The 25,368-nt window shown below is 73.7% G+C and carries 21 protein-coding genes and 1 riboswitch; of the genes, 11 read left to right on the top strand and 10 right to left on the bottom strand.

The window, feature by feature from the left end; translation table 11 throughout:
* Positions 1–9 precede the first annotated feature (9 nt).
* Positions 10–945: a LysR family transcriptional regulator gene (locus tag ACFY0K_RS03295; RefSeq protein ID WP_390638345.1), complete on the bottom strand. Its 936-nt coding sequence runs from the start codon at positions 943–945 to the stop codon at positions 10–12.
* A 153-nt stretch (positions 946–1,098) separates the two neighbouring features.
* Between ACFY0K_RS03295 and ACFY0K_RS03290 the strand changes: the two genes are divergently transcribed.
* The gene (locus ACFY0K_RS03290) at positions 1,099–2,088 is read left to right on the top strand and encodes an aldo/keto reductase (RefSeq protein WP_390638344.1); all 990 of its coding nucleotides are present in this window, start codon (positions 1,099–1,101) and stop codon (positions 2,086–2,088) included.
* 201 nt (positions 2,089–2,289) lie between these two features.
* Positions 2,290–3,450: a PP2C family protein-serine/threonine phosphatase gene (locus ACFY0K_RS03285; protein ID WP_351960560.1), complete on the top strand. Its 1,161-nt coding sequence runs from the start codon at positions 2,290–2,292 to the stop codon at positions 3,448–3,450.
* 10 nt (positions 3,451–3,460) lie between these two features.
* Here the strand turns inward: ACFY0K_RS03285 and ACFY0K_RS03280 are convergent, their stop codons facing one another.
* Complete coding sequence (locus ACFY0K_RS03280; RefSeq protein WP_390638343.1) at positions 3,461–5,098, bottom strand: carboxylesterase/lipase family protein; 1,638 nt, start codon at positions 5,096–5,098, stop codon at positions 3,461–3,463.
* Positions 5,099–5,358: 260 nt separating this feature from the next.
* On the opposite strand from ACFY0K_RS03280, the gene ACFY0K_RS03275 reads away from it, so the two are divergent.
* Positions 5,359–6,144 carry an NPP1 family protein gene (locus ACFY0K_RS03275; RefSeq protein ID WP_351960558.1) on the top strand — a complete coding sequence of 262 codons (786 nt, stop codon included), beginning with the start codon at positions 5,359–5,361 and terminating at the stop codon, positions 6,142–6,144.
* Between the two features lie 76 nt (positions 6,145–6,220).
* Here the strand turns inward: ACFY0K_RS03275 and ACFY0K_RS03270 are convergent, their stop codons facing one another.
* The 3 genes from ACFY0K_RS03270 to ACFY0K_RS03260 all read right to left on the bottom strand — a co-directional run bounded on the left by ACFY0K_RS03270 (position 6,221) and on the right by ACFY0K_RS03260 (position 8,271).
* Positions 6,221–7,036: an SAM-dependent methyltransferase gene (locus ACFY0K_RS03270; protein WP_390638342.1), complete on the bottom strand. Its 816-nt coding sequence runs from the start codon at positions 7,034–7,036 to the stop codon at positions 6,221–6,223.
* A 122-nt stretch (positions 7,037–7,158) separates the two neighbouring features.
* Entirely contained in the window at positions 7,159–7,395 is a 237-nt protein-coding gene (locus tag ACFY0K_RS03265; RefSeq protein WP_351960556.1) for a DUF397 domain-containing protein, read from the bottom strand.
* Positions 7,396–8,271, bottom strand: a complete 876-nt coding sequence (locus tag ACFY0K_RS03260) for a helix-turn-helix domain-containing protein (RefSeq protein ID WP_390638341.1) — start codon at positions 8,269–8,271, stop codon at positions 7,396–7,398.
* Positions 8,272–8,598: 327 nt separating this feature from the next.
* Here ACFY0K_RS03260 and ACFY0K_RS03255 point away from each other — a divergent pair, with 327 nt between their 5' ends.
* Positions 8,599–9,276, top strand: a complete 678-nt coding sequence (locus ACFY0K_RS03255; RefSeq protein ID WP_390638340.1) for an ATP-binding protein — start codon at positions 8,599–8,601, stop codon at positions 9,274–9,276.
* Between the two features lie 151 nt (positions 9,277–9,427).
* Here the strand turns inward: ACFY0K_RS03255 and ACFY0K_RS03250 are convergent, their stop codons facing one another.
* The 3 genes from ACFY0K_RS03250 to ACFY0K_RS03240 all read right to left on the bottom strand — a co-directional run bounded on the left by ACFY0K_RS03250 (position 9,428) and on the right by ACFY0K_RS03240 (position 12,403).
* The gene (locus ACFY0K_RS03250) at positions 9,428–9,679 is read right to left on the bottom strand and encodes a hypothetical protein (protein WP_390638339.1); all 252 of its coding nucleotides are present in this window, start codon (positions 9,677–9,679) and stop codon (positions 9,428–9,430) included.
* Between the two features lie 27 nt (positions 9,680–9,706).
* The gene (locus tag ACFY0K_RS03245) at positions 9,707–11,842 is read right to left on the bottom strand and encodes a hypothetical protein (RefSeq protein WP_390638338.1); all 2,136 of its coding nucleotides are present in this window, start codon (positions 11,840–11,842) and stop codon (positions 9,707–9,709) included.
* A 102-nt stretch (positions 11,843–11,944) separates the two neighbouring features.
* The gene (locus ACFY0K_RS03240) at positions 11,945–12,403 is read right to left on the bottom strand and encodes a flavodoxin family protein (RefSeq protein ID WP_390638337.1); all 459 of its coding nucleotides are present in this window, start codon (positions 12,401–12,403) and stop codon (positions 11,945–11,947) included.
* Between the two features lie 69 nt (positions 12,404–12,472).
* On the opposite strand from ACFY0K_RS03240, the gene ACFY0K_RS03235 reads away from it, so the two are divergent.
* Positions 12,473–12,640 (top strand): hypothetical protein, encoded by a 168-nt coding sequence (locus ACFY0K_RS03235; protein WP_390638336.1) that lies wholly within the window; start codon positions 12,473–12,475, stop codon positions 12,638–12,640.
* A gap of 4 nt (positions 12,641–12,644) precedes the next feature.
* On the opposite strand, the gene ACFY0K_RS03230 is transcribed toward ACFY0K_RS03235, so the two are convergent.
* Entirely contained in the window at positions 12,645–14,630 is a 1,986-nt protein-coding gene (locus ACFY0K_RS03230; RefSeq protein ID WP_390638845.1) for a DUF1996 domain-containing protein, read from the bottom strand.
* Between the two features lie 406 nt (positions 14,631–15,036).
* A riboswitch (cyclic di-AMP (ydaO/yuaA leader) is annotated at positions 15,037–15,211 on the top strand.
* Between the two features lie 10 nt (positions 15,212–15,221).
* On the opposite strand from ACFY0K_RS03230, the gene ACFY0K_RS03225 reads away from it, so the two are divergent.
* Positions 15,222–17,558: an NlpC/P60 family protein gene (locus tag ACFY0K_RS03225; RefSeq protein ID WP_390638335.1), complete on the top strand. Its 2,337-nt coding sequence runs from the start codon at positions 15,222–15,224 to the stop codon at positions 17,556–17,558.
* Between the two features lie 17 nt (positions 17,559–17,575).
* Here the strand turns inward: ACFY0K_RS03225 and ACFY0K_RS03220 are convergent, their stop codons facing one another.
* A complete protein-coding gene (locus ACFY0K_RS03220) occupies positions 17,576–18,634 on the bottom strand; it encodes an NAD-dependent epimerase/dehydratase family protein (RefSeq protein WP_390638334.1) in 1,059 nt (352 codons plus the stop codon).
* 247 nt (positions 18,635–18,881) lie between these two features.
* On the opposite strand from ACFY0K_RS03220, the gene ACFY0K_RS03215 reads away from it, so the two are divergent.
* From ACFY0K_RS03215 to ACFY0K_RS03195, 5 genes are all read left to right on the top strand, one after another.
* On the top strand, positions 18,882–20,246 hold the full coding sequence (locus ACFY0K_RS03215) for an FAD-dependent oxidoreductase (protein WP_390638333.1): 1,365 nt from the start codon (positions 18,882–18,884) through the stop codon (positions 20,244–20,246).
* Between the two features lie 326 nt (positions 20,247–20,572).
* Entirely contained in the window at positions 20,573–21,724 is a 1,152-nt protein-coding gene (locus ACFY0K_RS03210) for a hypothetical protein (protein WP_390638332.1), read from the top strand.
* A 40-nt stretch (positions 21,725–21,764) separates the two neighbouring features.
* Positions 21,765–22,049 carry a YkvA family protein gene (locus ACFY0K_RS03205; protein ID WP_390638331.1) on the top strand — a complete coding sequence of 95 codons (285 nt, stop codon included), beginning with the start codon at positions 21,765–21,767 and terminating at the stop codon, positions 22,047–22,049.
* Between the two features lie 21 nt (positions 22,050–22,070).
* Positions 22,071–22,757 carry a 2-phosphosulfolactate phosphatase gene (locus tag ACFY0K_RS03200; RefSeq protein WP_390638330.1) on the top strand — a complete coding sequence of 229 codons (687 nt, stop codon included), beginning with the start codon at positions 22,071–22,073 and terminating at the stop codon, positions 22,755–22,757.
* 108 nt (positions 22,758–22,865) lie between these two features.
* Positions 22,866–25,355, top strand: a complete 2,490-nt coding sequence (locus ACFY0K_RS03195; protein ID WP_390638329.1) for a SpoIIE family protein phosphatase — start codon at positions 22,866–22,868, stop codon at positions 25,353–25,355.
* The last annotated feature ends 13 nt before the right edge of the window (positions 25,356–25,368 follow it).

Below are 25,368 nucleotides of genomic sequence, written 5' to 3'. Positions count from 1 at the left end.
CCGTGTCTATCATCGGCCGCGGCCGTCCAGGACGGCGTGCAGGCGGCTGTCGAGGGCGTTTCTGAGGCCCGCCTCCCGGGCGACCTTCACCAGGGCCCGGGCGAGCACGGACTGGGGTTCGCTGCGGGCGACGACGAGTCCGACCCGGGGGCCGTGGGCCGGGCCCTCCAGCGGGACCACGCGCATGCCCTCCGGGACGCCGAACATGTGCAGCCAGGCGTGCGAGATCACGCTCGACCAGCGGCCGCCGGGGAGGTGGGCGTAGAGGCCGGCCACGCTGTCGGACTCGACGGCCGGGACGGGGGCGGCGCCGTCGGCGGCGAAGCAGTCGTCGATGATCCGCCGGTTGCGCATCCGCCGCCCGAGCAGGCACAGCGGAAGGGCGGCGGCCTGCGACCAGGTGGCCGTGGCCGCGTCGCCGAGGAGGCCGCCGACCGGGGTGAGCAGGACGTACCGCTCCTCGTAGAGCGGGAAGCGGCGGACCTGACGCAGTTCGCCGTCGTCCAGGTAGGTCATGGCCGCGTCCAGCTCGAACTCGGCGAGGCCGCGCCGTATGTCGGCGGACGACAGGGACTCCAGGGCCACCCGGGCACGCGGATGCCGGTCGCAGAAGGGACCGGTGAGGAGGGAGGCGACGGGGACGGCCGTGGGGACGATGCCGAGGCGCAGGGTGCCGGTGAGCCCGTCCCGCAGCGCCGACAGCTCCTGGCGGAGCGCGTCCCCCTCGGCGAGGATGCGGTGCGCCCACGCCAGCACGACCTCGCCCTCGGGAGTGAGGCCCTCGTAGCGGCGGCCCCGGCGCACGATCGGGACCGCCAGCTCGTGTTCGAGGCGTCGTATCGCGGCGGACAGCGAGGGCTGCGAGACATGGCAGGCGGCGGCCGCCCGGCCGAAGTGCCGTTCCCGGGCGAGCGCGACGAGGTATTCGAGCTGGCGCAGCAGCATGCGGCCTCCGCGGGCGGTCCCGGTGACGGGTACGGGGTACGGGCTCCGGGTCCAGGTGTACCGGATCGGCGGTCGCCCGTTTGACTTCGAGTGCTCTTGAAGTCGTAGCGTCCAGAAGGAGAGCACGTCAGCGGGAAAGGCTGGGAGTCACACATGCGACAGCGCAATCTGCGGGATCTTCAGGTGAGCAGCATCGGCCTCGGGTGCATGGGCATGTCCGCCTTCTACGGCACCGCCGACGAGGACGAGGGTGTGCGGACCATCCACCGCGCGCGGGAACTCGGGGTCACCTTCCTCGACACCGCGCAGCTGTACGGACCGCTCACCAACGAGTCGCTGGTCGGCGAGGCGGTCCGGGGGCACCGGGACGAGTACGTGATCGCCACGAAGTTCAACTACCGGATGGACCACGCCGTCCCCGGTGACATGAGCAGCATCGGCCCGCAGGACGGCTCGGCCGAGCACGTCCGCAGCTCGGTCCACGGCTCGCTGGAGCGGCTGGGCACCGACTACATCGACCTGTACTACCAGCACCGTGTCGACCCGAACGTGCCCATCGAGGAGACCGTGGGCGCGCTGGCCGAGCTGGTCGCCGAGGGCAAGGTGCGGCACATCGGGCTGAGCGAGGCGAGCGCCGAGACGATCCGGCGGGCCGATGCCGTGCACCCGATCGCGGCGGTGCAGACCGAGTACTCGCTGTGGACCCGGGACCCGGAGGACGAGGTGCTGCCCGCCTGCCGGGAGCTGGGCATCGGGTTCGTCCCGTACTCGCCGCTGGGCCGCGGCTTCCTCGCCGGCCGGTTCTCCTCCCCCGAGGACCTCGACGCGAACGACTGGCGCCGCACCGGCCCCCGCTTCACCGGCGACAACCTGGAGGCGAACCTGCGGCTGGCCGCCAAGGTGAAGGAGATCGCCGCAGAGAAGGACGTGACCCCGGCCCAGCTGGCCCTCGCCTGGGTGCTGGCCCAGGGCGACGACATCGTGCCGATCCCGGGCACCAAGCGCGTCGCCTACCTGGAGCAGAACGCTGCCGCGGTCGACGTCGAGCTGACCAAGGAGGACCTGGCCCGGATCGAGGCCGAGGTGCCGCGGGCGGCGGGAGAGCGCTACGACGAGGCCGGGATGCGGTCCGTGAATCTCTGAGCAGCGCCCCCGCAGGGGCGCTGGGGGTACCCCCGGCCGAAGGCTGGGGGAGGAACTGCGCGACCAGCCGCGACGGCGGGCGCAGCCGGCAGACAGCATGTCGCGGCACTTCCGGAGGCGCGCCCGGAGAGCCGGAAGACTACCCGGGGCGCCGTCCGGCTCGCGGTGGCCGGTCCCCCGGTGGTGGCGCACGCTGGTGCCATGGGCAAGCTGCAGGGGTGTGTGGCGGGGCTGCGGCGGTCGTGGCAGTCGTCGCACGCACTGCTGCTGCTTCCGGTGCTGCTCATCGTGGTGATCACGGTGGTGGACCTGCGCACGCCCAGGGACATCCATCTGGGGCCCGCCCTGGTCATCGCCCCGGCGCTCACCCCGTCCTTCGCGGGCCCCCGGTCCACCGCGCTGGTCGGGGCGCTCGCGGTGGGCGCCCAGCTGCTGATCGCCGTGTTCCACGGCGGGCTGACCACGGCGAACCACATCGTGCAGCTCGTCACCCTGGCGCTGCTCTCGGTGATCGTGGTGGTCTACAGCGTGGTCCGCGAGCGGCGCCGTGCCCAGCTGGCCCAGGTGCGCACGGTCGCCGAGGCGGCGCAGCACGTCCTGATGTGGCCGCTGCCCGAGCACATCGGCCCGCTGCGGATCGCCTCGTTGTACCTGGCCGCCGAGGACGAGGCGCAGATCGGCGGCGACCTGTACGCGGCCACCCGCTGCGACGACGAGGTCCGGGTGCTCATCGGTGACGTCCGGGGCAAGGGCCTGTCCGCGATCGGCGAGGCGGCGCTGCTGCTGGGTGCGTTCCGGGAGTCCGCCCACCGGCACGTCACCCTGCCGGACCTCGCCACCGCCCTGGAGCAGAGCGTGCAGCGGTACGCGGAGGATCTGGAGCCCCGGGAGGAGGCGGCCGAGCGGTTCGCCACCGCGCTGCTGGTCGAGATCCCCGACGAGGACCTGGTGACCCGGATGACCAGCTCCGGTCATCCCCCGCCCCTGCTGCTGAGCCCGGGGCACGCGGTCACGGTGCCGAGCCTGCACCCGTCGCCGCCGCTCGGTGTGCACGGTGCGGGCGGCACCGAGCGCACCCTGGACGTGTTCTCGTTCGAGCCCGGTGACACCCTGCTGCTCTACACCGACGGTGTCGTGGAGGCCCGGGACGCGCAGGGCCGCTTCTACCCGCTCGCCGAGCGGGTCGCGCAGTGGACGGACGCCTCCCCGGAGGCGCTGATGCACCACATCCGGCGCGACCTGCTGGCGCACGCGGGCGGCCACCTCGGCGACGACGCGGCGCTGATCGCCCTGCACCGCACCCGGACCGTGCACACCCGTCACCACCACGGCGTCCTCGGCCACGGCTCCGCGCGGGCCTGACGGGTGGGTCTCAGAACTCCGTGGTCTGCGACTCCAGGTACGTCGTCAGGAAGGCGAGCTTGGCGTCGCTGTCGGCCACCGCGATCGTGCCGGAGTTCGCGCCGAGTTCCATGGTTCGCGGGGTGTCGGTGGCGAGGGCGGGCCAGTTGGCCAGGGAGCCGCCGTTCGGGTCGCCGGTGGCGGCGAAGCGGGCGACGTAGGAGGCGGTGGTGTCGGCGGTGTCGTAGTCCTTGGAGGTCCAGGGGCGGTCGGTGTTGTAGAGGTAGCCGAGCAGGTAGTAGACGTCGGAGCCCTCGAAGGCGCCGGTCGCGGCGGTGCCGATGACCGGGTTGGTGTCGTCGTACCCGGGCGGGACGCGGGTCCAGAAGTAGGTGTGGACGGCGCTGGAGTCGGCGGCCGCGTCCTTGAACTGGGTCGCCCACAGGAAGGCGGAGACGCGTTCCTCGTCGCGGGCGTAGGCGCTGAACTGCTGGGCGGCCGTCGTGTCGCTGTCCGCCGGATACAGGTCCAGGAAGGTGTCCGCGAGCCCCAGGGGGCCGAACTCGGAGCGGGCGTAGGCCCGGAACGCGTCCAGGGTCAGCTTCAGTTCGGGCGAGGCGCCGTTCGCGTCCTTGCACACGCCGGTCAGCACGGGTACGTCGGTCTCGGCGCGGGCCGTCAGGACGGCGGTGTAGGTGTCGGGCAGCACGTGTCCGTCGAGGACGTGGCCGAAGTCGGCGGCGGTGCCGGCCTCGGCGCCGCTGACGATGTCGTCGGCGTCCAGCGCGCGCAGGGCGGCGAGGTCGGCGGCGCCCAGCCGGGCGGCGAAGTCGGTGCCGTCGGCCTCGGCGGCGGCGAGGGTCCGGTAGCGGCCGGGCCCGGTGGCGAGCGCCGGGTCCTTCGTGTACCGGACGCCGGAGGACAGCAGTGCGCGGTGGTAGAGGCCCCGGGCCTGCCGGGACGCGAGCAGGATGTGCACGACGGACGCGCCCTCGGCCCAGCCCGCCAGGGTGACCCGGTCCGGGTCGCCGCCGAACGCGGCGATGTTCCGCCGGACCCACTCCAGCGCGGCGACGACGTCCAGGATCCCCCAGTTGCCCGAGCCGCCGTACGCGGACTCCGCGGTCAGCTCGGGGTGGGCCAGACCGCCGAGCGGGCCGACGCGGTGGTCGAGGGTGACGACGACCACGCCCTTGGCGGCGAGCAGCGAGCCGTTGTAGATCTCCTGGCCCGACCACAGGGCCCGGTCGCCGCCGTACAGCCAGACCAGGACGGGGCTGCCGTTCCCCGAACCGGTGGCCGCCGTCCAGATGTTGAGGTTCAGGCAGTCCTCGCCGAACGCGGGCACCTGGTCGCCGGGGATGCCCGTGACCGGCTGTGGGCAGGCGGGGCCCCAGGAGTCGGCGGCGCGGACCCCGTCCCAGGTGGGGGCCGGCTGCGGCGGGCGCCAGCGGTTGGCGCCGGCGGTGGTGTCGGCGTACGGGATGCCCTTGTAGACGGTGACGCCGCGCAGGCCGCCCTGGACTCCGGTGACCTGTCCGGACTCCGTGGACACCGTGGTGGCGGCCGCGGTCCTGGCCTCGGCCGGTGTGGGCAGCGTGCCCAGCAGCCCGGCCGCGGCGGCGGCGCCGAGGAAGCCGCGCCGGTTCAGCCGGTTCGGCCGGTTCAAGGGGGCGGATGGCATGTCTGTGTCGCTCACGGGGGTTGCCTCTCGGGGCGGTGGGGGGACGGACCGACGAGCAGCCTGGCCTCGGGCACGCTCTGCGGCAACCGCATCCGGCGGACTCACAGCAGGTCAACAGCCGCTGGCAGCAAACGAGTTGGGTGAGCTGTTCAATTGTCTTTGGGTCAAAGTTAAGTCGTAAGGGTGGTCGTCGGCAGGAGCTGACTGCGAGACTCCGCTTCGCCTTTCACCGACAGGGAGTCCCCATGACCGAACTGCAAACCCCCACCCGCAGACGGCCGCTCCGCAAGGCCCTCGCCGCTGCCCTCGGCGCGCTCGCGCTGGTCGTCGCCGTGCCGGCCACCGCGCACGCCGACGTCCTGACGCTGCTGCCGCAGAACGCCGACGGTTTGGAGCAGACGTTCTCCCCGGCCTACGACTACGACGGCGACGGCTGCTACGCCACCGCGGCCATCGGCGCCGACGGCACCATCAACCCGGGTCTCTCGCTCGGCGGCGACGTCAACGGCCACTGCCACGACTACGCGCAGCTCGCCAACGCCAACACGTACTCGCGCGAGAAGTGCAACAACGGCTGGTGCGCGGTGATGTACGCCAGCTACTTCGAGAAGGACCAGGCGACGTACGGGCCGCTGGCCATCGGGCACCGGCACGACTGGGAACACGTCATCGTGTGGATCCAGAACAACCAGGTGCAGTACGTCTCGGTGTCCCAGCACAGCAGCTACCTGGTACAGCCGGCCTCGGCGATCCGGTTCGACGGCACGCACCCGAAGATCGTGTACCACAAGGACGGCCTGTCCACCCACGACTTCCGGTTCGCCAACTCCAACGACGACCCGCCGGAGAACGTGACCGGTGGCTGGTTCTACCCGCGTCTGGTGGGCTGGGACGGCTACCCGGCGGGCTACCGCGACAAGCTGATGAACGCGGACTTCGGCGAGGCCACCATCAAGATCAAGGACGGCTCGTTCAACGCCAACCTGGGGTACTCCATGCCGTCCGGGATCTCGTTCGACCCGAACGCCTGAGCCGGGCGCCGTCCTCGGGGCGAGACGACCGTGCCGGGGCCGGGAAGGTGAGCCGGGCCCCGGCACGGAACCCGTGCTACGGCTTGCGGGCGACCGCTCCGTACATCGCGATGTCCTCGTCGCGGATGCCCTGCTCGCCGGTGCCGTCCGGGTGCCACTTGTGCACCTGGACGATGCCCGGCTCCACCAGTTCCAGACCCTCGAAGAACTCGTGGGCCTCGTCGATGGTGCGCAGCCGCATCGGCATGTTGCGGGCCGCGTACTCGCGGGCGACCCGGCCCACCTCGTCGGGGGCGAACTCGGCGGTACCGATGGACATCGCCAGGTAGCTGCCCGACGGCAGCGGTTCGAGGAGGCGGCGCACGACGCCCACCGCGTCGTCCGCGTCGAGCATGAAGTGGACGATGGCGATCACCGTGAGCGCGACCGGCCTGTCCAGGTCGAGGGTCTCGCGCAGCTCGGGGGCCTCGTAGAGGTCCGTCAGGTCGCGGAAGTCGGCCTCGATGTACGCCGTCCGGCCCTCGGGCGTGCTGGAGAGCAGGCCCTGGGACAGGGTGAGGACGATGGGGTCGTTGTCCACGTAGACGACCCGGGAGTCCGGGGAGACCGCCTGGGCTATCTCGTGCAGGTTCGGGGAGGTGGGGATGCCGGTCCCGACGTCCAGGAACTGGCGCATGCCCGCCTCCTCGGCGAGCCAGCGCACGGCGCGGTTCATCCAGTCGCGGTTGGCTCGCATGTGGATCGGGAGGGCGGGCCACTCCCTTGACATCGCGTCGCCCGCCTCCTGGTCGGCGGGGTAGTAGTCCTTGCCGCCCAGGATGTAGTCGTAGATCCGCGCGGAGTGCGCGTTCTCGGTGTCGATGCGGTCGGCCGGCCATCCGTTGTCGGGCAACGCCGTGTCTCCCATTCAGGTGAGGGATGCGGGGGGTGTTCGGGGGGCTGCGCTGTGCTGCGTGGGATGTGGGGGGGCTGGTTGAACGATCAGCTATAGCAAGGAAGTTCCCGGAAATCCGATCACATCAGGAAGTCGGCGTCACCCGCCTTCACTCCGGCCAGGAAACTCGTCATCTCACGCGGCGTGAAGACCAGCGCCGGTCCGTCGGGGTCGGTCGACTGACGTACCGCGACCCGGCCGTCGGCGAGCTTCTTCACTTCGACGCAGGCGCCGCCGGCGTCGTCGCTCCACGGCTTGGACCAGCCGCGCGCGCCGAGTTGCCGGGACGGGATGCCGTTGCGTATGGGGTGGTGCACTCAGAGCTCCTTGCGAATCGCACCGAGGACGGCCTCGGTCTTTCTGGCGGGCGTCGCCTGCGCGCCCAGCCGGTCCAGGGCCTCGCGATAGACCACGACGTCGACGCCCTTGTCCAGGTAGACAGCGCCCACCAGGCCGTTGAGATAGACGATGTCGGGCAGCTCCGGGGCCTTGAACCGGAAGAGGTGGTACGCGCCCGCACGCATGGCGGGGTGCGGGCCGTTGGCGAACGGCATGATCTGCACAGTGACGTTGGGGAGCCGGTTGATCTCGATGAGATGGTCGATCTGGGCGCGCATCACCCCGGAGCCGCCGACCGGCCAGCGCAGCACGGTCTCGTCCATCACGACCCACAGCCGGGGCGGCGCGGGCCGGGTGATCAGTTCCTGCCGGCGCATGCGCAGCGCCACCATGCGCTCGGTCGCCTCGCTCGGCGCGTGCGGGTTGCCTGCGCCGAGCAGGGCGGCGGCGTACTCGCGGGTCTGCAACAGGCCGTGCACGAACTGGTTCTCGTAGGCACGGATCTGCAACGCCGCCTGTTCCAGGCTCAGGTAGGCGGCGAACCAGTCCGGCATCACATCGCGGTAGGTGTGCCACCAGCCGCGCTTGTTGGCCTCGCGCACCGACTGCAGGAAGGTGTCGACCTCCTGGCGGTCCGTCACGCCGTAGACCTGCAGGAGTTTCTCGGCGTCGGCCAGCCGGAGCCGGGCCACCTTGGCGGCCTCCATCCGGCGGATCGTGGAGTGGCTGACCCCGATCGCGGCGGCCGCCTGCTCGTAGGTCAGGCCGGCCCGGGTCCGCATCTCCTCCAGCTGCCGGCCGAGGATCATGCGCAGGACGGAAGGGGCTCCGCCCCAGTCGGTCTCCGAGGTCACGCCCTACCCCCTCACACCAGGTTCCAGGGTCACCGTCTCACGTACCTGTGATCGTTCACGTACGCGTTCGATCACTTCCTGCCGGGAGCAGCATGCACTTCGCTTCTTGCAATTTTCAACTTGCCGGTTGCGAGGCGATGTTGGCAGATGCCAAAGTGGAGTCACTGCTCCGGCCGACCAAGGAGCAGGCGAAGCAGTCCAGTTGGGGGAGACTGAGCTGCGGTCCGGCGCCGCCCAGGCACGGGTCGTCGTCTGCCCTGGAGCGGCCCGGGACGGACGCGACCGATCAGCCCCCACGCTGCGAAGCCGGACGAAAGGCGCACGGCGATGGCCCCGCCCTCTCTCCCCCAGCCGCTCGACCGACTGCCCGAGGACCACATACCCGGCCTGCCCCGGCCGGCCCTGGCGGCCGCCGGCGAGGGCCCGTACCGCCCGTCGGACGCGACGGGCGTCCCCAGACCACCCGGAGGCGAACGCCTCGGTCGACTCCCTGGGCCGCAAGGCCTCGACCGGTTCGCCTCCGGGGACCGCCTCGCCCCGCGCAGCCGGGTCTTCGACCTGGCGCCGACCCCGCGCGCCGTGGGCAACGCCCGCCGCAGCGTGGGCGAGCTGCTCGGCTCGTGGGGCGTGTGCGAGGAGGCCCTCGACAACGCGGTCCTGGTGACCTCGGAACTGGTCACCAACGCGATCGTGCACTCGGCCGGCCGGCGGATCGTCTGCCGGGTGCACGCCGGCGCCGACCGGATCCGCATCGAGGTCGAGGACCAGAACAGCGGGAGCATCGCGCTCCCGGCGCCCCGCCGGGCCAAGCCCGACGAGCAGAACGGGCGCGGCCTGTTCCTCGTCGACGCGCTCAGTCTCGACTGGGGCGTCACGACCGCGCCGGAGGGGCGGCCCGCCGCCCGCTTCGTCTGGGCCGAGCTGTCGACGGCACCGGACGCACCGCTCACCACCCCCCACGCCTCAGGAGGCCCCCCGACCCATGGACCGTCCCCCCACTCCTGAACCCGCCGCCGACCCGTCCTGGACCCGCACCCGCCCCAAGCCCGGCCCGGAGCAACCCCACACCGCTCCGGCCGGCTGAGCCGCCGGCACCACACCGCGGCCGGGACGCGTCCGTCCCGGCCCTGCCGTCCAGCCGGCCGGGCACCGCCGTTCACTCCGCCGCGTGGGCCAGCAACGCGGCGGCGGCCGCCCGCAGTTGTACCGCGGCGGTCACACAGGCCGTCGCCTGCCGCTCCAGGGCGGCGCCGCTCCACTCCGGGGCCCCGGCACAGTCGCCCAGCCGCTCGGCGGCGCCGCGCAGCCGCTCGGCGTAGCCGTCCATCCGGTCCGCGTCGACTCGCAGGCCGTCCACGTACGCGAGGAGTTCCGGGGCGGCGGTGGCGGGACGGGATTCGGTCGCCATGAGGTTCACCTGTACTCGGAGGGATGCCTAGCGCGGCAGCACCGCGCCGGCACTTCTGTGGGCCACGAACCGCGGGCTGGTCAGGACGAACCCGGGCCGCACGGCGTCGAGTTCGAGGATCTGCAGGTGCCGGGCGAGCGACCCGTGGGCACCGTCCAGCCGCAACCGCAGCCGGGGGCGGGCATGGACGCGCGGCCTGCCGTGAGCGCGGACCAGGGTACGTACGGTGCTCTCGCCCCGGCGCCCGTAGAGCACCCAGTCCGCCTCGGGACAGCGGGCTCCGGGGCCCGGGCGGCCCTCCACCGAGACTCCCAGCTCGGGCGCGTGGACGCGCAGTTCCCGGCCCTGCAGCTCGACGTCGGCGGCGCCGTGCACGGCCGGCTGGGCCCAGAGCTCCTCGGCCACCGCCCGCGCCTCCTCCGTGCCGACGGCGAGCGCGACCACGTACCGTCCGGTGCGCCGCAGGTCGGCGCGGCGCAGCAGGTCCGCGGCGAGGTCGTACGCGTGCGGCCGCCACAGGTCGTCGACCAGCACCGACAGGCCGAGCTCCGTGTAGGGGCCGATCGTGGTGCAGCGGTGCTCGTAGAGGGAGAGGACGGCGAGGGCGCGGCGGCCGAGCCGGGTGGGGACCATCCAGGCGACGTCGGGCAGCAGGCTGCGGGCCACGTCGGTGTCGACCGGGAAGCACAGGTGCGCGGCGGAGGAGTCGTAGTAGCGCACCGGCACGTCGACCGGGCCCGCCGAGGTGGCGAGGCCGGCGGTCGGGACGGCCAGGAACGGATAGCCCTCGGGCGGGCGGCCGCGGTCCCTGAGCCGGTAGACACGGGTGCGTTCGACCGGGCCCCGGTAGCGGGCGAGGGCCCGGTCGACGTCGGCCCGGGCCTGCGGGATCACCGTCTCCAGGTCGTCGATGTACACGCGGAGCAGGTGGCAGCGCGGGAACTCGCGGGTGGGGCCGGGGTAGTCGACCCGGTACCTGTTGGGGTGCGGGGCGCCGGGGCCGTCCAGGACCGGGACGATGTCGTGCCGGTTGGTGATGCCGGCCACCCAGGTGCGCGGGTCGGCCGGGCTGCGGTCGTCGGTCTGCGCGCCGACGACCGCCACGTGGGTGACCCGGTAGGCGCGGCAGAACTCGTCGTCCTGCGCGAGGCTGAGCAGCGCGATCCCGCCCTCGCCGTGCCCGACCAGCGCGAGGTCGGCGCCGCGCGGGATGCCGTGGTCCCGGATCGCCAGCAGGATCGAGCGGGCGTACGGCGAGTCGGTCAGGAACAGGTTGCGCCAGGCGCCGGCGAAGTCCTGCGGGGAGTCGTCGCGGGGGCGGCCGGGGGCCGTGCCGGGCGCCTGCACGACGTACCGGAGCACGCCGTCGGGGCCGCGCACCTCCTGGACGAGGACGCGGGCGTCCCCGGCGAGCGCGTCGATGTTGCGCAGGAAGCCGAGGAAGGAGCCCTCGGTGGCGAGGGACGTGGCCTCCTGGGCTGAGGGTTCGACGGCCTGGGCGGCGCCCACGCCCCGGTCCGTACCGGCGAGGTGGGAGGTGCCGGAGCCCCGGCCCGGGGCGGCGGTCAGCCGCCGTCCCGCGGCCAGCGCCCAGGCCGTCTCGTCGCTCAGCGGGTCCTCGTCCAGCAGGCCCCGGACGGCGAGGAGGTCCGCCAGGATCGGGGCGAGCGCGGACAGCGGGCGCTGGGCGTCCCGGTCCTTGAAGAGGGCCCGCAGCGCGCGGACGGCCGCCTCCGGGTCGCGGTCGGCGCCGACCGCGTCCGCCAGCCGGCGCATGCCCGGGTCGCGCCCGAACTCGGGGTGGTCGAGGAGTACGGCGGCGATCCGCAGTCGCAGCGAGGTGACCGCCACCAGCTGGGCCAGGCTCGCCCGGCCCAGCGCCTCCCCCGCCGCGCCGAGCAGATGACCCACGCCGTCCGGTGCGACGATCGCCGAGCCGCCGAGGCCCTGTCTGTTGGTGAGCGTCCGCAGCAGCGCCCAGCGGGCGGCCACGCCGGTGCGCGGGCGGCGGCGCGCGGAACCCGTCAGCGCCGGGGCGAACAGGGCGGAGCTGGTCCGTGCGGAGACCTCGCGGATGCCCTCGGCGACGGCCACCACGTCGCGGGCGCACTCCCGCAGCATCTCCGCCGCGGGCGGCCCGCAGGCACGGCGCTCCGCTGCCATCCGGCGCTCCCTGGGATCGACGACATGGCCTGCTCCCATCGTGTGCCCTGGCTCCGGCGCCCGCACCTTCGTCCGTCCGGGTGTCCTGCGCCCGGATCGGGGTCAGGCGTCGCCGGCGAGGCCGGCGGCGACCGTCGCGCCCAGTTCCCAGCACGCCTCGATGTCGGCCTTGCGGGGCTCGCCGGTCACCGTGACCGGCTCGGCCGCCCGGCGCCAGCCGAGGCCGGTGGTGATCGAGTCGAGGGCGCGCAGGGCGCCGGTGACGTCGTTGCCGCCGTGCACGTAGGCCCCGAAGGGGCGGCCGCGCGTCTCGTCCAGGCACGGGTAGTAGATCTGGTCGAAGAAGTGCTTGAGGGCACCGGAGACGTAGCCGAGGTTGGCCGGGGTGCCGAGGAGGTATCCGTCGGCCGCGAGCACGTCGGCGGCGGTGGCGGACAGCGCCGCCCGCCGCACGACCCGCACGCCCTCGATCTCCGGGGTCGTCGCCCCGGAGACCACGGCCTCGAACATGGCCTGGCAGTGCGGTGAGGGGGTGTGGTGGACGATCAGCAAGGTGGGCACACCCGCACCCTGCCGTGTGCCGCCCGCCGGCGGCAAATGCCGGCGGGTGGCACTCAGGGCTGTACGGGCATGCTCCAGCAGGTGGAGCCGGCCGGCACACCGGACAGCCGGGCGGTGAGCCGGGCGGTGGCGTCGCCCTGGTCGGTGGCCGCGGCGGTGGCGCCGCCGCCCTGGCTGCAGCACGACGAGACCCTCCCCGCGTCCGAGCCCGCCCAGGACACGCTGCGCAGCAGGTGACAGGTCAGAACGAGGTCCGCTTGGTGCGCCACAGCAACGCGGCCCCGGAGACCAGCAGCAGGCCGCCGAAGACCGCGGGCCACAGGTGGGCGCCGGTCTCGGCGAGACCGCCCTGGACGGCTTGGGGCTCGGTCTGGGGCTCGGTCTGTGCACCGGTGCCCGGGGTCTCCTGGCCGGCCGGGGCGGCGACGGCGGTGCCGGTCGGCGAGGCGGCGGAGGTGCCGGCGGGTGCCTCGGTGTCGGGCCGCTGCGTCGGCTCGCTGATCACACCGCCGCCCGACGACTTGGTGGTCGACGTCTTCTTCGGCGACGGGGTCGCGTAGACCCTCGGCAGCCCGGTGGAGCCGGATCCGGAGCCGGAGCCAGGGGCGGTGGCGGTGGCGGTGGCGGTCTCCGTGGCCGGGGTGCCGGCCGGGGGCTCGGACGACGGCTGGTCCGACGACGGCTGCTGGGTCGCCGGCTCGGACGGCTCGGCGCTCTGCGTCTCGGCCGGCGGCTCGGACGGGCTCGCGGTCTCGCTCGGCCGGGACGGCTCCGCGCTCTGGGACGGCGGCTGCTCGTCGGCGCCCGCGCCGCACTTGCGGCCGGAGTTGATGCAGTCGACCATCTTCCGCATCAGGCTCTCGTCGAAGACGTTGATGAAGTCTCCGTGGTCGGTGACCGGCTTGTGCAGCTGCTCGGGGAACGAGTCCACCGCGAACAGCGGGACCGTACGGCCGCCGTCCTGGAGGCTCGGCGCGGCCACGGCGTAGACGATGCGCTGCACCAGCTGCGGGATGGCCTGGAAACCGGCCGGGCAGCTGCCGTCGGGGCCTTCGAACGCCACGTGGGTGCGGTGGTTGGCGCTGTCGATGTTCCGGCCGTCCCAGCAGCTCTGGAACCGGAACGTGCGCACGACGTCACTGCCGGAGGGGCAGAGCGGGTACTTGTCCTTGAGCTGCCGGTCCTCGTAACCGGTGCAGCTCCAGGAGGCGTTGGCGTTGGCCGGGCCGTTGACGAACGCCTTGGCGTCGCCGGTGATGATGCGCAGCAGCCGTGGCATCTCGGTGACCTTGGAGGTGGGGTTGCCCTCGAAGGTCAGCGTGACCTGCTTCGCCGTGACGATCTGCCCGGCGTTGCCCTCGGTGCCGCCGCCCGGCTTGTCGGCGTCCCGTTCCTGCTTGCCGTTCTGCAGCCGCAGCACGGGCCAGTAGTACGTGGACTTGTCGCCCTGGTCCGCACAGCTGGTCTGCGCGTTGGCCAGGTCCTGGTCGCTGGCGAAGGCGTTGTTGGACTGGTTGCCGATGTAGTCGTGGAAGTGGTGGGCGCCGTTGGAGACGCCGGGCGCGACGATGACGTTGTCCGAGTTGAACAGGCCGTTCGCGTTGACGCCGCAGCTGGAGGAGAAGGTGCCGGTGGAGCCGCCGGGCTGCTCGGCCGGGGTGGAGACGTTGGGCTGGACCGAGGTGATGTCCGCGTAGTCGGCGGCGACCGGCCCGTTGCCGCCCTGGCCGCCGGCGCCGGTGCCCTGGCTCGGCGCGGCGCTGCCCTGGCCGCTCTGGCTCGGCGTGGCACTGCCCTGGGGAGCCGCCGACTGCCCGGCGTCCTGGTTCGAGGAGCGCAGGGTGCAGGCGGCGAGGTCGTCGAGGCCCTGCGGGCGGTCGCCCTCACGGCCGATGGCGTCGGCGATGCGCTGGAGCGACTCGGACCGCTCCGCCTTCAGCGGGTCGATGATCGTCTGGCCGGCGAAGCCGGGGTTCTGCTCGATCTCGGCCGCGGACTGGGTGAGTTGCTGGTAGGCGGCGGCGATCTGCTGGTCCAGCTGGGCGAGTTCACGGTCGACGTCCGCCCGGGCGCCGTCGGGAACCGCGGTCAGCCGGCTGCCGACGTCGGGGCAGTAGATCGTGGGCGCGGACAGCACCTGGCCGGTGGCGACCTGCCCCTGGCCACCGCCGTTCTCGGTGGCCGAGGCATAGACGTTCACCGCGACCAGTCCTCCGCCGCCGAGCATCAGGGCGACCGCTGCGAAGGTCGCGCGCTGTGCGCCGGTCGGGCGTCTGCGCCTGTTGCGTCTCAAGGTCGTTCCCCTGCGTGTCGTGGGCGGCCGGGCATGGAAATCCCCCGCTCTATACGGCCCACGGCGCCACCGTGTTCAACAGACCCACGAATTCACGGTGACCTCACAGAAAGCGCGTGCACCGGAACAGGCGAACGCGACCGACGGCAACGCCCCGGTGACCCTGCGAATGCAATGGATGCGCGCGAAATGCCGTTCCGTACGGTCGAGTTCCGAACGCTAAGACGAACATCACAAATACGTATCGGACATTAGCCACTTCAACCTTCACACGAGTGACACAAGTTGGCTAAGTTGACGGGCAAGCCGCTCGGCTCCCCCCGGCGAATCCCGTCGGGCCGCGCGGCCTCCGCCGAGTCCGGTGCCCCTCAGGGGCTGATCCGGAGCCGGGGACCCAACCGACCACTGGGGTGAATCGGCCGCCGTCCGCAAGGGCAAAGGCCGTAGGGCATGCCTTCCGGATTCGACCGCCCGAACCCGACAGCTAACCCGGTAGGCGGAGTACGGAAGGAGCACGACCCCTCAATGGCGCCCGAGAGCCGTGACGAGGTTCGACAGCGGATCGACAGCCTCTACGACCAGGCCGAGAACGCCACCGGGAACTACAACGCCACCCGTGCGATGAGCGGGGGCTCGCGCTCACGCGGCGTCCCGCTGTTCAAACGGCCCCGTCGTGACGACCCGGGCCTCGACAACATCGCCCGGGAGTGGTTCGAGGGGGCGCGCTCGAAGCTCGGGCCGAGCGTTCCGGCCGCGCTGCCCTCCGACCGGCAGCCCGCCCGGTCCGGCCCGCGGCGGCCCGTCAGCGCCATGGCCGCCGACCTCCTCGGCCAGCTGGAGGACTCCGGCCCGGCCCGGCTGGAGCTGACCGCGGGACCGTCCGCACAGAGCGAGATCGAGGTCGTCCGCGAGCTGCCGGCGCGCCCGAAGCTGGAGTTGACGGCCGGGTCCGCCGCAGCGCTGCCCGCGGGGACCCCGGGTGCGCCCAGGGCGCTGCCCGCCGCCGGGCAGCAGCGGCCCACGCCGGGTGCCTCGAAGACCAGGAACCAGCTCAAGCTCGCCAAGGCGCGCGAGGTGCTGTCCCAGCGCACCGGTCAGCGCGCGATCGCCGCCCTCGACGCGGCCCCGGCCCCTGTCACCCAGGGTGTTCCGCAGTCGCCCAGCCCCTGGCCGGCGCCCGAGGCCCAGGCCCCGCCGCAGCAGTGGCAGGCTCCCGCCGCCGGCATACCGAACCAGCGCACCGGCAGCGGCTCCGCCCGGTCCGACTCCCCTGCCGCCACCCGCGCGCTCCCGGCGGTGACCGAGACGGGCGGCATCCCGATCGTGTCCCCTTCGGACACCGGTACCTTCCGCATCATGACCCCGGGGGGTGCCGACCGTGCCCCGACCCGGGCCGCGGCCGACATGGGCGGTTTCCGCCTCATGACCCCGGGCGGCTCGGGCGGCGGGACCTACCAGAGCGCGCCCGCCATGGACACGGGCGCCGCCCAGGCTCCGGCGCCGGTGGACACCGGCTCCTTCCGCATCATGACGCCGGGTGCCACGGGCTCGTTCCCGATGCCGACGCCGGCCGACGCGGGCGGCTTCCCGACGGCTGATCCCATGGCGAGCACCAGCGTCTTCCCGACGGCGGACCCCATGACGGGCAGCAGCGCCTTTCCGACCGCCGACCCAATGACGGGCACCAGCGTCTTCCCGACGGCGGACCCCATGACGGGCACCAGCGCCTTCCCGACCGCCGACCCGATGACGGGCAGCAGCGCCTTCCCGACCGCGGCTCCCACGAACAGCGGCGCATTCCCGACCGCGGCGCCCGCCGCTCCCGCCCCGGCCCCCAGCCCGATGGACGCCGGCGGTTTCCGGATCATGTCGCCGAACGCGGCCGCCTCGTACACGGACGTTCCGCCGGTCGCCGCCGACACGGCCTACGGCACCGGCGGGTACCCCGTGACGGCCCCCGCCGTCCCCGCCCCGCCCACGGCCGCCATGCCGATGGCCGCCATGCCGATGGCCGCTCCCTTCGCCGCCGCACCCGCCGCCGACATGGCCGGCGCCTATCCGGCGGGCATGCAGGCCGGCGCTTATCCGGAAGGCATGCAGTCCGCCGACGGCGCGTACGCCTACGCCGCCAGCATGGCCATGCCCACCGCGATGGCCGCGCCCGCCGCGGCGATGCCCGCGCCCATGGCCATGCCGATAGCGGCACCCGCGGCAGCCCCCATGATGGCGCCGATGGCAGCCCCCATGGCGGCACCCCCCGCACCGCCGACCGCCGCGATGCCGCCGGCCATGACCGCGCCGCCCGAGGCGATGACGGCTGCCGCGCCCGCGATGGCGATGCCCATGGCCGCCCCCGCCCCGGTCGTCACCGCTCCGCTCCCCACCACGCCCCTGCCGACCGCGCCCCCGCAGGTCCCGGCCCCGGTGCCCGCCGCAGCCGCGCCGGTGCCCGGCGGCTACGCCGACGCCGGTGCCTTCCTCCTGCCGGGCGTCGCGGCCGAGGCGGGCAAGGCGATGAAGGCGCTCGCGTTCGCGCGGGAGCAGATCGGCCGGCCGTGTGTCTGGGGCGCGACCGGGCCGGGGGCGTACGACGCCTCCAGCCTGACCCAGGCCGCCTGGCGCGCCGCCGGCGTCACGCTGCCGCGTACCGCGGCGGAGCAGACGCTGGCCGGCACCCCGATCACGCTGGCCGCCGTCGAGCCGGGTGACCTGGTCTTCTTCTTCGACGACGACAGCCACGTGGGGATCTACGCGGGCGGCGGCACGATGGTGCACGCGCCGAGCCCCGGGGCGCTCATCCGCGAGGAGTCGATCTACAACGCCGGGGAGTCGGCGATCCACCGGGTGATCCGCCCGGCCTGACCCCGTGGCCGTCGGGCTCACACCCTCCGCCGCCGGGTGCGCCAGCTCTCGTGGTGGTCCAGGAGGGTCTGCTCGACGGGCCGGTAGGCGAGGCCGAGTTCGCGGACGCTGCGGCCGTTGTCGACGCGGAAGCGGATGCCGAGGTGCTTGCGTATGTAGTCCTGGGTGAGGCCGAAGAGCGGGCCCAGGACGCGTACCGGGCCGTGCGGGAGCGCGGTGCGCGGCAGGCGCGGGTCCCAGGGGTGGCGGGTGCGGATGATCCGGGACATCTCGTGGAAGGACGTCATCGTCTCGTTGGCCACGATGTAGCGGCCCCTGGCCGCCGGGTTCTCCGCGGCCGCGATGTGCGCGTCGGCCACGTCACGGACGTCCGCGGTGGTGAAGCTGAAGTCCGGGGCGCCGTAGCAGAAGCAGCCCTTGAACAGCTCGTCGAGCAGGAAGAGGCTGCCGGACTCGGAGGCGGGCGTGAGGGAGGGGCCGAGGACCAGGCCGGGGTTGACGGAGACCAGGCGCCAGCGGTCCTGGGCGGCCTCGGCCTCGCGGGCGGCGCGCTCGGCGACCGTCTTGGCGTAGTGGTAGGGGTTGTTCGCCACGGTGCTGGTGGTGTTGAAGTACTCCTCGGTCAGCACCCCGCCGGCCATCTCGCGGACGTCGGCGTAGTCGCCGAAGATCGCGCCCACGGTGGAGGTGAGGACCAGGGTCTCCACCTCCGGCGTGCGCTCGACGCCGCCGAGCACGTTGCGGGTGCCGAGCAGCGCCGGGTCCACCACGTCCCGCTGACCGTCCTCGATCCGTTCCGGCATCAGGAACGGCGAGGCCACGTGGAAGACGGTCACGCAGCCGCGGAACGCCTCGTCGAAGGAGCCGTCCTTCAGAAGGTCCGCCTCGAACAGGGTGAGCCGGCCGGGGAAGGCCTCCTGGAGCTCCCACAGGGGCCGTACCTTCGCCGTGTCGGAGGCGCGGCGGACGGTCGCCCGGACCCGGTACCCGCGCTCCAGCAGCCGCCGTACCAGGTGGCTCCCGACGAATCCGCTGCCGCCGGTCACCACGACGGCCGTCTCCCCGCGTGCTGCCACGCTCTCACCCCTCGCCCTCCGGCCACCGCGCCTCGGTGCGCCGCAGAGGACAGGGTGGTGCATGTGACGTGTGCCCGCCAAGCACCCGGAAGCCACCGGGCCGCCCCCGAGGCCATAAGCCGGACCCGATACACGTCATAAGATCGGCTTATGAGGTCATAGGGCGGACCCGCGTACTAACTTAGGACTGCCTTAGTTTAGGCTTCCCGTTCGAGATCGCTTGTCCTCACTCGAAGGGAACCTGATCATGCCGCGCCCCCTGCGGGTAGCCATCGTCGGAGCCGGCCCCGCCGGGATCTACGCCGCCGACGCCCTGCTCAAGTCCGCGGTGGCCGCCGAGCCCGGCGTGTCCATCGACCTCTTCGAGCGGATGCCCGCCCCGTTCGGCCTGATCCGCTACGGCGTCGCCCCCGACCACCCGCGCATCAAGGGCATCATCACGGCCCTGCACCAGGTGCTCGACAAGCCGCAGATCCGGCTCTTCGGCAACGTGGACTACCCGGCCGACATCAGCCTCGACGACCTGCGCACGTTCTACGACGCCGTGGTCTTCTCGACCGGCGCCACCGCCGACCGCGAGCTGCGCATACCCGGCATCGAGCTGGACGGCTCCTACGGCGCCGCCGACTTCGTCTCCTGGTACGACGGCCACCCGGACGTGCCGCGCACCTGGCCGCTGGAGGCGGAGAAGGTCGCGGTCCTCGGCGTCGGCAACGTGGCCCTGGACGTGGCCCGCATCCTCGCCAAGACCGCCGACGAGCTGCTGCCGACGGAGATCCCGCCGAACGTCTACGACGGCCTGAAGACCAACAAGGCCCTCGAGGTCCACGTCTTCGGCCGCCGCGGCCCGGCGCAGGCGAAGTTCTCCCCGATGGAGCTGCGGGAGCTGGACCACTCCCCCAACATCGAGGTCATCGTCGATCCCGAGGACATCGACTACGACGCGGGCTCGATCGAGACCCGGCGTGGCAACAAGCAGGCCGACATGGTCGCCAAGACCCTGGAGAACTGGGCGATCCGCGACGTCGGCGACCGCCCGCACAAGCTCTTCCTGCACTTCTTCGAGTCGCCGGCCGAGATCCTCGGCGAGGACGGCAGGGTCACCGGACTGCGCACCGAGCGCACCGCCCTCGACGGCACCGGCAACGTCAAGGGCACCGGCGAGTTCAAGGACTGGGACGTCACCGCGGTCTACCGCGCCGTCGGCTACCTCTCCGACAGGCTGCCCAAGCTGCCCTGGGACATCGAGTCGGGCACCGTCCCGGACGAGGGCGGCCGGGTCATCGAGGAGAGCGGCGGCCACCTGCAGTCGACGTACGTCACCGGCTGGATCCGGCGCGGCCCGGTCGGCCTCATCGGCCACACCAAGGGCGACGCCAACGAGACGGTGTCCAACCTGCTGGACGACTACGCGAACGGCCGCCTGCACACCCCCGAGGCGCCCGCGCCGGAGGCCGTGGAGGCCTTCCTCGCCGAGCGCGGCGTCCGCTTCACCACCTGGGAGGGCTGGTACCGGCTGGACGCCGCCGAGAAGGCGCTGGGCGAGCCGCAGGGCCGCGAACGCGTCAAGCTGGTCGAGCGCGAGGACATGCTCCGCGAGAGTGGCGCCTGAGGCGCTCGGACGTGACCTGTGGGAGGGGGCCGGCGCACTGCCGTCGGCCCCCTCTCGTGCGTCCTTCTCGTGCTTCTTGCTCATGCCTCCCGGCGGCGGGCACGGGGCCCGCCCCTTGCGGATGGTCGGGCGGGCCCCGTGCCCGGCACCATTCTGCGAGGCCGGCCGGATCAGGGGCACGGGTGAACCGGCGTCGTACGACGCACTCGGTTCGCACCCCGGGTGCGGGGCGCACTCGCCGTGCGCGGGCGACCCCCGCCCTATGAGACGCGCTCCCGGGCGGCGATACTGGAGGACGCACTCCCCTCCCACCAGCAGATTGGCCCATGTCGAACTCCGCCGCCGACCGTGCCGCCCTTCCGCCGACCGTCTGGGCCGCCCGCGGCCGTCACACGGGTCCGGACTCCGAGGAGGTGATCCGCAGGATCCTGCGCAGCCGCAAGGAGACCGGCGTCCTCGACGACTTCGCGGAACCCCCCGTGCCCGAGGACTCCGCCCGGCGCGTCTTCGAGGCCCGCTGGCGCGTCGGCGACGGCACCGTGACGGTGCGCGCCCGGCTGGTCCTCGCCGTCGACCTGCAGGGCCGGCAGGCGGGGCGGGAGTGGCAGCTCGTCGCCGAGGCCGACCGGCCCTGCGACGAGGCCTGGCCCTCCCCTGCGGTGATGTTCTGGCCCGACGGCGAGGAGGCCGGTGACGGCGGCGAGGCCGCCTGGGACTACCACCCGGCGGTGGCGGGCGTCAGGCTCCGCACGGTCAACCCGCTGCCCGCCGACGACAAGGACATGCGCCGCGTGCTGCGGGACGCGGCGAAGGACGCCTGGTGCGTCAACCTCGTCGTGCACGAGGCGATGACCCCCGACGCGCTCGGCCGGCTGCCGCTGGTCCGGCAGCTGCCGCCCGGCCTGGCGCACCGCGTCGTGGAACACCGGGCCGCCCCCCAGCAGTTCCGTGCCGTCAACTGGGCGCTGCGCGACCTCGGGGTCGAGGTCCCGCGCGGGGGCGCCGTACTGCTGCCCCCGGACCCGGCGCCGTCGGGCTACGACGCGCAGGAGTACGCGGTGCGCAGCGTCTTCCTCGACGGCTCGGAGCCCACCGAACTGATCGCCGCCGTGCGCCGGTTCGCCACGCTGCCGAAGCCCTCGCCGCTGGGCGCCGAGGAGGCGCTGGCCGATCTGCGGGACAACTGGACCCTGATGACGCTGGAGGAGGAACTGGCGCGCGAGCGCAAGCGCGTCGCGCAGTACGCCGAGGCGCTGGAGGCCATGACCAGGTCGCGGGACCTGTACCGGGAGGCCGCCGAGCGGGCCGGCGAGGCGCTCGCCGCCCTCCGCGACACCCCCGCCCCGGCCGCACCGGCACCCCTGCCCGCCTCGCCCTTCCAGCAGTTGACCCGCGCCTTCAAGGGACTGCGGGCCCCGAAGGACGGTGCCGGGCCGGCGGCCATGCCCGAGGACGAAACCGGGAAGACGGACCAGTGAGAGACCCCGGGCCGGATCGGGGCCGGACGACAGGACAGCCATGGACACCACCACGACCGTGCTCGTGATCTGCTCGATCGTCGCCGCGGCCCTGCTGGCCGGCGCCGTCGCCGTACTCGTGCGGCTGGTCCGCACCCGGCGCACCCTGCGCCGGGCCGGGCTGCCGACCGGCTCGCGCTGGGTGTTCTGGGGCGCCGTCCTGTATCTGGTGCTCCCCACCGACCTGCTGCCCGACCCGATCTACCTGGACGACATCGGCGTCCTGCTGCTGGCCCTGCGCTCGATGCGCGCGGCCCTGCCGGCCGCGGAGGAGCCGGAGCTGTGACCGGCCGGGCATGATGAGGTGATGCGAGCCACCTTCACCGGTGTCCCCGGTCTGTCCTCGAAGCCCGAAGTCGCCGTGGTCGTCGACGTGATGCGCGCGTTCACCGTGGCGGCCTGGGCGTTCCACCGGGGCGCCGAGCGAATCGTGTTCGCCGAAACCCTCGACGAGGCGCTGGAGTTGAAGGCCCTTCACCCCGGCTGGCTGGCCTTCCAGGACGGCCCGGTGGTGCCGGGCTTCGACCTGGCCAACTCTCCGGCCCAGCTGCGCTCGCTGGACGTCGCGGGCCGTACGGTCGTGCAGAAGACCACCGCCGGGACGACCGGCGCGCTCGCCGTCGCCGGCGCCCGGCTGCTGCTGTGCGCGAGTTTCGTGGTCGCCGGGGCCACCGCGGCCGTGCTGCGGCGCGAGGGGCCCGCGGCGGTCACCTTCGTGGTCACCGGGGACGGCGGGCGGGCCGCGGAGGACCTGGCCTGCGCCGAGTACATCGCCGGGCTGGTGAGCGACGGCTCCGTCGCCCCGGGCCCGTTCGTGGAGCGGGCCCGGAACTCCGGCGGGGCGGCGCGGCTCGCCGAGGGCCTGCGGCTCGGCCGGGAGGGCGTGCACCCCGAGGACGTACCGATGTGCCTGGAGACGGACGCCTTCCCGTTCGCCATGGCGGCCGCCCGGGAGGACGGTCACCTGGTGCTGCGGCCGGTGGGCGGGGGCTGAGCCCGCCGGGACCGCACCGGTCCGTGTCCCTGGGGTGCGGGTTCGCGCCGTCGTGACGCATTCTTGCTGTGTCACCCACCCGCCGGTGCGCGGACGAGGCAGGACCCGATGACTGGGAGCGACGAGCACGTGGGCCGGGCGCGTGAGCGGCTGACCGCGCTGCTGGTCGAGGCCTCGACCGGCGCCCTCGGCGCGGCGGGTGCCCACGTCGCCGGGGTGTACCTGCGCTCCGGCACGCCCGGGCTGCTCCGGCTGGCCACGCTGGTGGGGCTGCCCGGTCAGCTCTTCAGACCCTGGTGGCGGCTGCACATGGACCGGCCGTTCCCGGTCGCGGACGCCTACCGGCTCGGTACGCGGGTGGTCCTGCCCAACGCGACCGAGACGGTGCGCCGGTACCCGCAGTTCGCGGCGGGCCTGCCGTTCCAGTTCGGTTCGGTGTACACGCCCGTGCCCGGGGCCGAGCCGTCCTTCGGGGTGCTGACCGTGCTGCTTCCCGGTACCGCGGACACCGTGGACGAGCTGCCGGACCTGGACCGGCTGTGCCGGGCGGCCGACCGGCTGGGGGCCGGGCTGCGCGAGCTGGTGGCCGAGGAGGGGGACGCGGCGGTCGCCTGGGAGGGCGAGCCGGTGTGCGTCCGGCCGCCCGCGCCCCGGCCGGGGCCGGCCCGGGTGGGCCGTTTCACCTGGGACCCGGTGACCTCCGCGGTGCACGCCGACGACCGGCTGCACGCGCTGCTCGGCACGGCGCCGGCGGAGTTCCCCGGTACCGGCGCCGAGCTGGCCGTGGCCGTGACGCCCGCCGACGCGGACGACGTGCTGACCGCTCTGCACGAGACCGCGGCCGGCAAGCCGCCGCCCGCCCCGCTGCGGGTGCGGGCCGCGGACGGCGCCCCGCTCCTGCTGGAGCTGTGGCCGCCCGGCGCCGCCGACCCCCCGCTGGTCGCCGGGATCGTCGTCGACCCGGGCCCGTCCGCCGCCGCCGACGGAGCGGCCGACCTGCTCCCCGAGGGCGTCTTCTGCCTGGACCGCTCCGGCATCGTCCGCTACGCCAACCCGGCGGCCGTCCGACTGGCCGGCCGGCCCCGCGCCGAGCTGCTCGGCCGGCCCCTGTGGGAGGCGATGCCGTGGCTGAGCGGGCCGTCGTACGACGACCACTGGCGCGGGGCGCTGCTCGCCCGCGGCCCGGTGCACTTCCAGGTCAGGCGCGGCGCCGCGGAGGGCGACTTCCTCGCCCTGTCGGTGCATCCGGGCTCCGACCTGGTCACCTGCACGGTCGTCCCGGCCAGCCGGATCGACCCACCCGTGCACCTGTCCCCCGCGGCCGGGCCGGGCACGCTCGGGCGGTCCGGCGGCTCCTCGATGGCCCCGCTGTACCGGCCGATCGCCCTGGCGATCGCGCTGACCGACGCGGTGACCGCCCGGCAGGTGTCCGCGGTGGTGATGCAGGAGCTGCTTCCCGCGTTCGGCGGCCGCCGGCTGGCCATCTACCTGCTCCAGGACCGGCACTTCTACCTGGCCTGGGAGACGGGCTTCCCGCCGGGCTTCCTCGCCCCGTTCGACGGTGTGGGTCTGGACGCCCACATCCCCGGCGTGGAGGCCCTCACCACCGGCCGGCCGCTGTTCTTCGAGTCGATGCGACGGCTGGCGGACACCTACCCGGGTCTCGCCCTGGACGCCGACGTGGGCTCCCGCGCCTTCCTGCCGCTGATCGCCTCGGGGCGCCCGGTCGGCACCTGCATCCTCGGTTTCGAGTCCGAGCGGAGCTTCAGCACCGAGGAGCGGACCGTCCTCATGGCACTGGCGGGCCTGATCGCGCACGCCATGGAGAAGGCCCGCCGCTACGACAGCGAGGCCGCCCTGGCCCGCGGTCTCCAGCAGGCGCTGCTGCCCCGCCGCCTGTCGGCGCACCCCCAGGTGGAGACCGCGGGCCGGTACCTGCCGGGTACCCAGGGCATGGACGTGGGCGGCGACTGGTACGACGTGGTCGGTGCGGGCGACGGCCTCGCGCTGGTCATCGGCGACGTCCAGGGGCACGGCGTGCAGGCGGCCGCCACCATGGGACAACTGCGCAGCGCGGTCCGGGCGTTCGCGCTCAGCGACCGGCCGCCCGACGAGGTGCTGAGCGGCACCAACCGGCTGCTCATCGACCTCGACCCGGGCCAGTTCGCGAGCTGCTGCTACCTGCGCCTCGACCCCGCCACCGGGCGCGCCCGGATCGCCCGGGCCGGTCATCCGCCGCCCCTGCTGCGGGCCCCGGACGGCCGTACCCGGGTCCTGGAGGTCCCCGGCGGCGTCGTGCTGGGCGTCGACCCGCGGGCCCGGTATCCGGTGACCGGTCTTGAGCTGGCGCCGGACGCGATCCTCGCCCTGTACACGGACGGTCTCGTGGAGCGGCCGGGCGCCGACATCGACGACGGCATCGCGGCGCTGGGTGCGGCCCTGGCCGAGGCCGGGGCGGCGCCGGGGCGGCGCGGCGCCCGTACCCTCACCGGGGTGGCCGACCGGCTCACCGCCATGGCCCGGCACGCCACCGACCGCCCCGACGACGTGGCGCTGCTGCTCGCCACCCGGCGGCCGGGCGCCGCGGACCGGGGGTGACCGGGGCACAACG

Origin of the sequence: Streptomyces sp. NPDC001507 (assembly GCF_042894765.1) — a bacterium.
Classification (GTDB): Bacteria; Actinomycetota; Actinomycetes; order Streptomycetales; family Streptomycetaceae; genus Streptomyces.
This window is presented reverse-complemented; position numbering and strand designations above follow the sequence as displayed.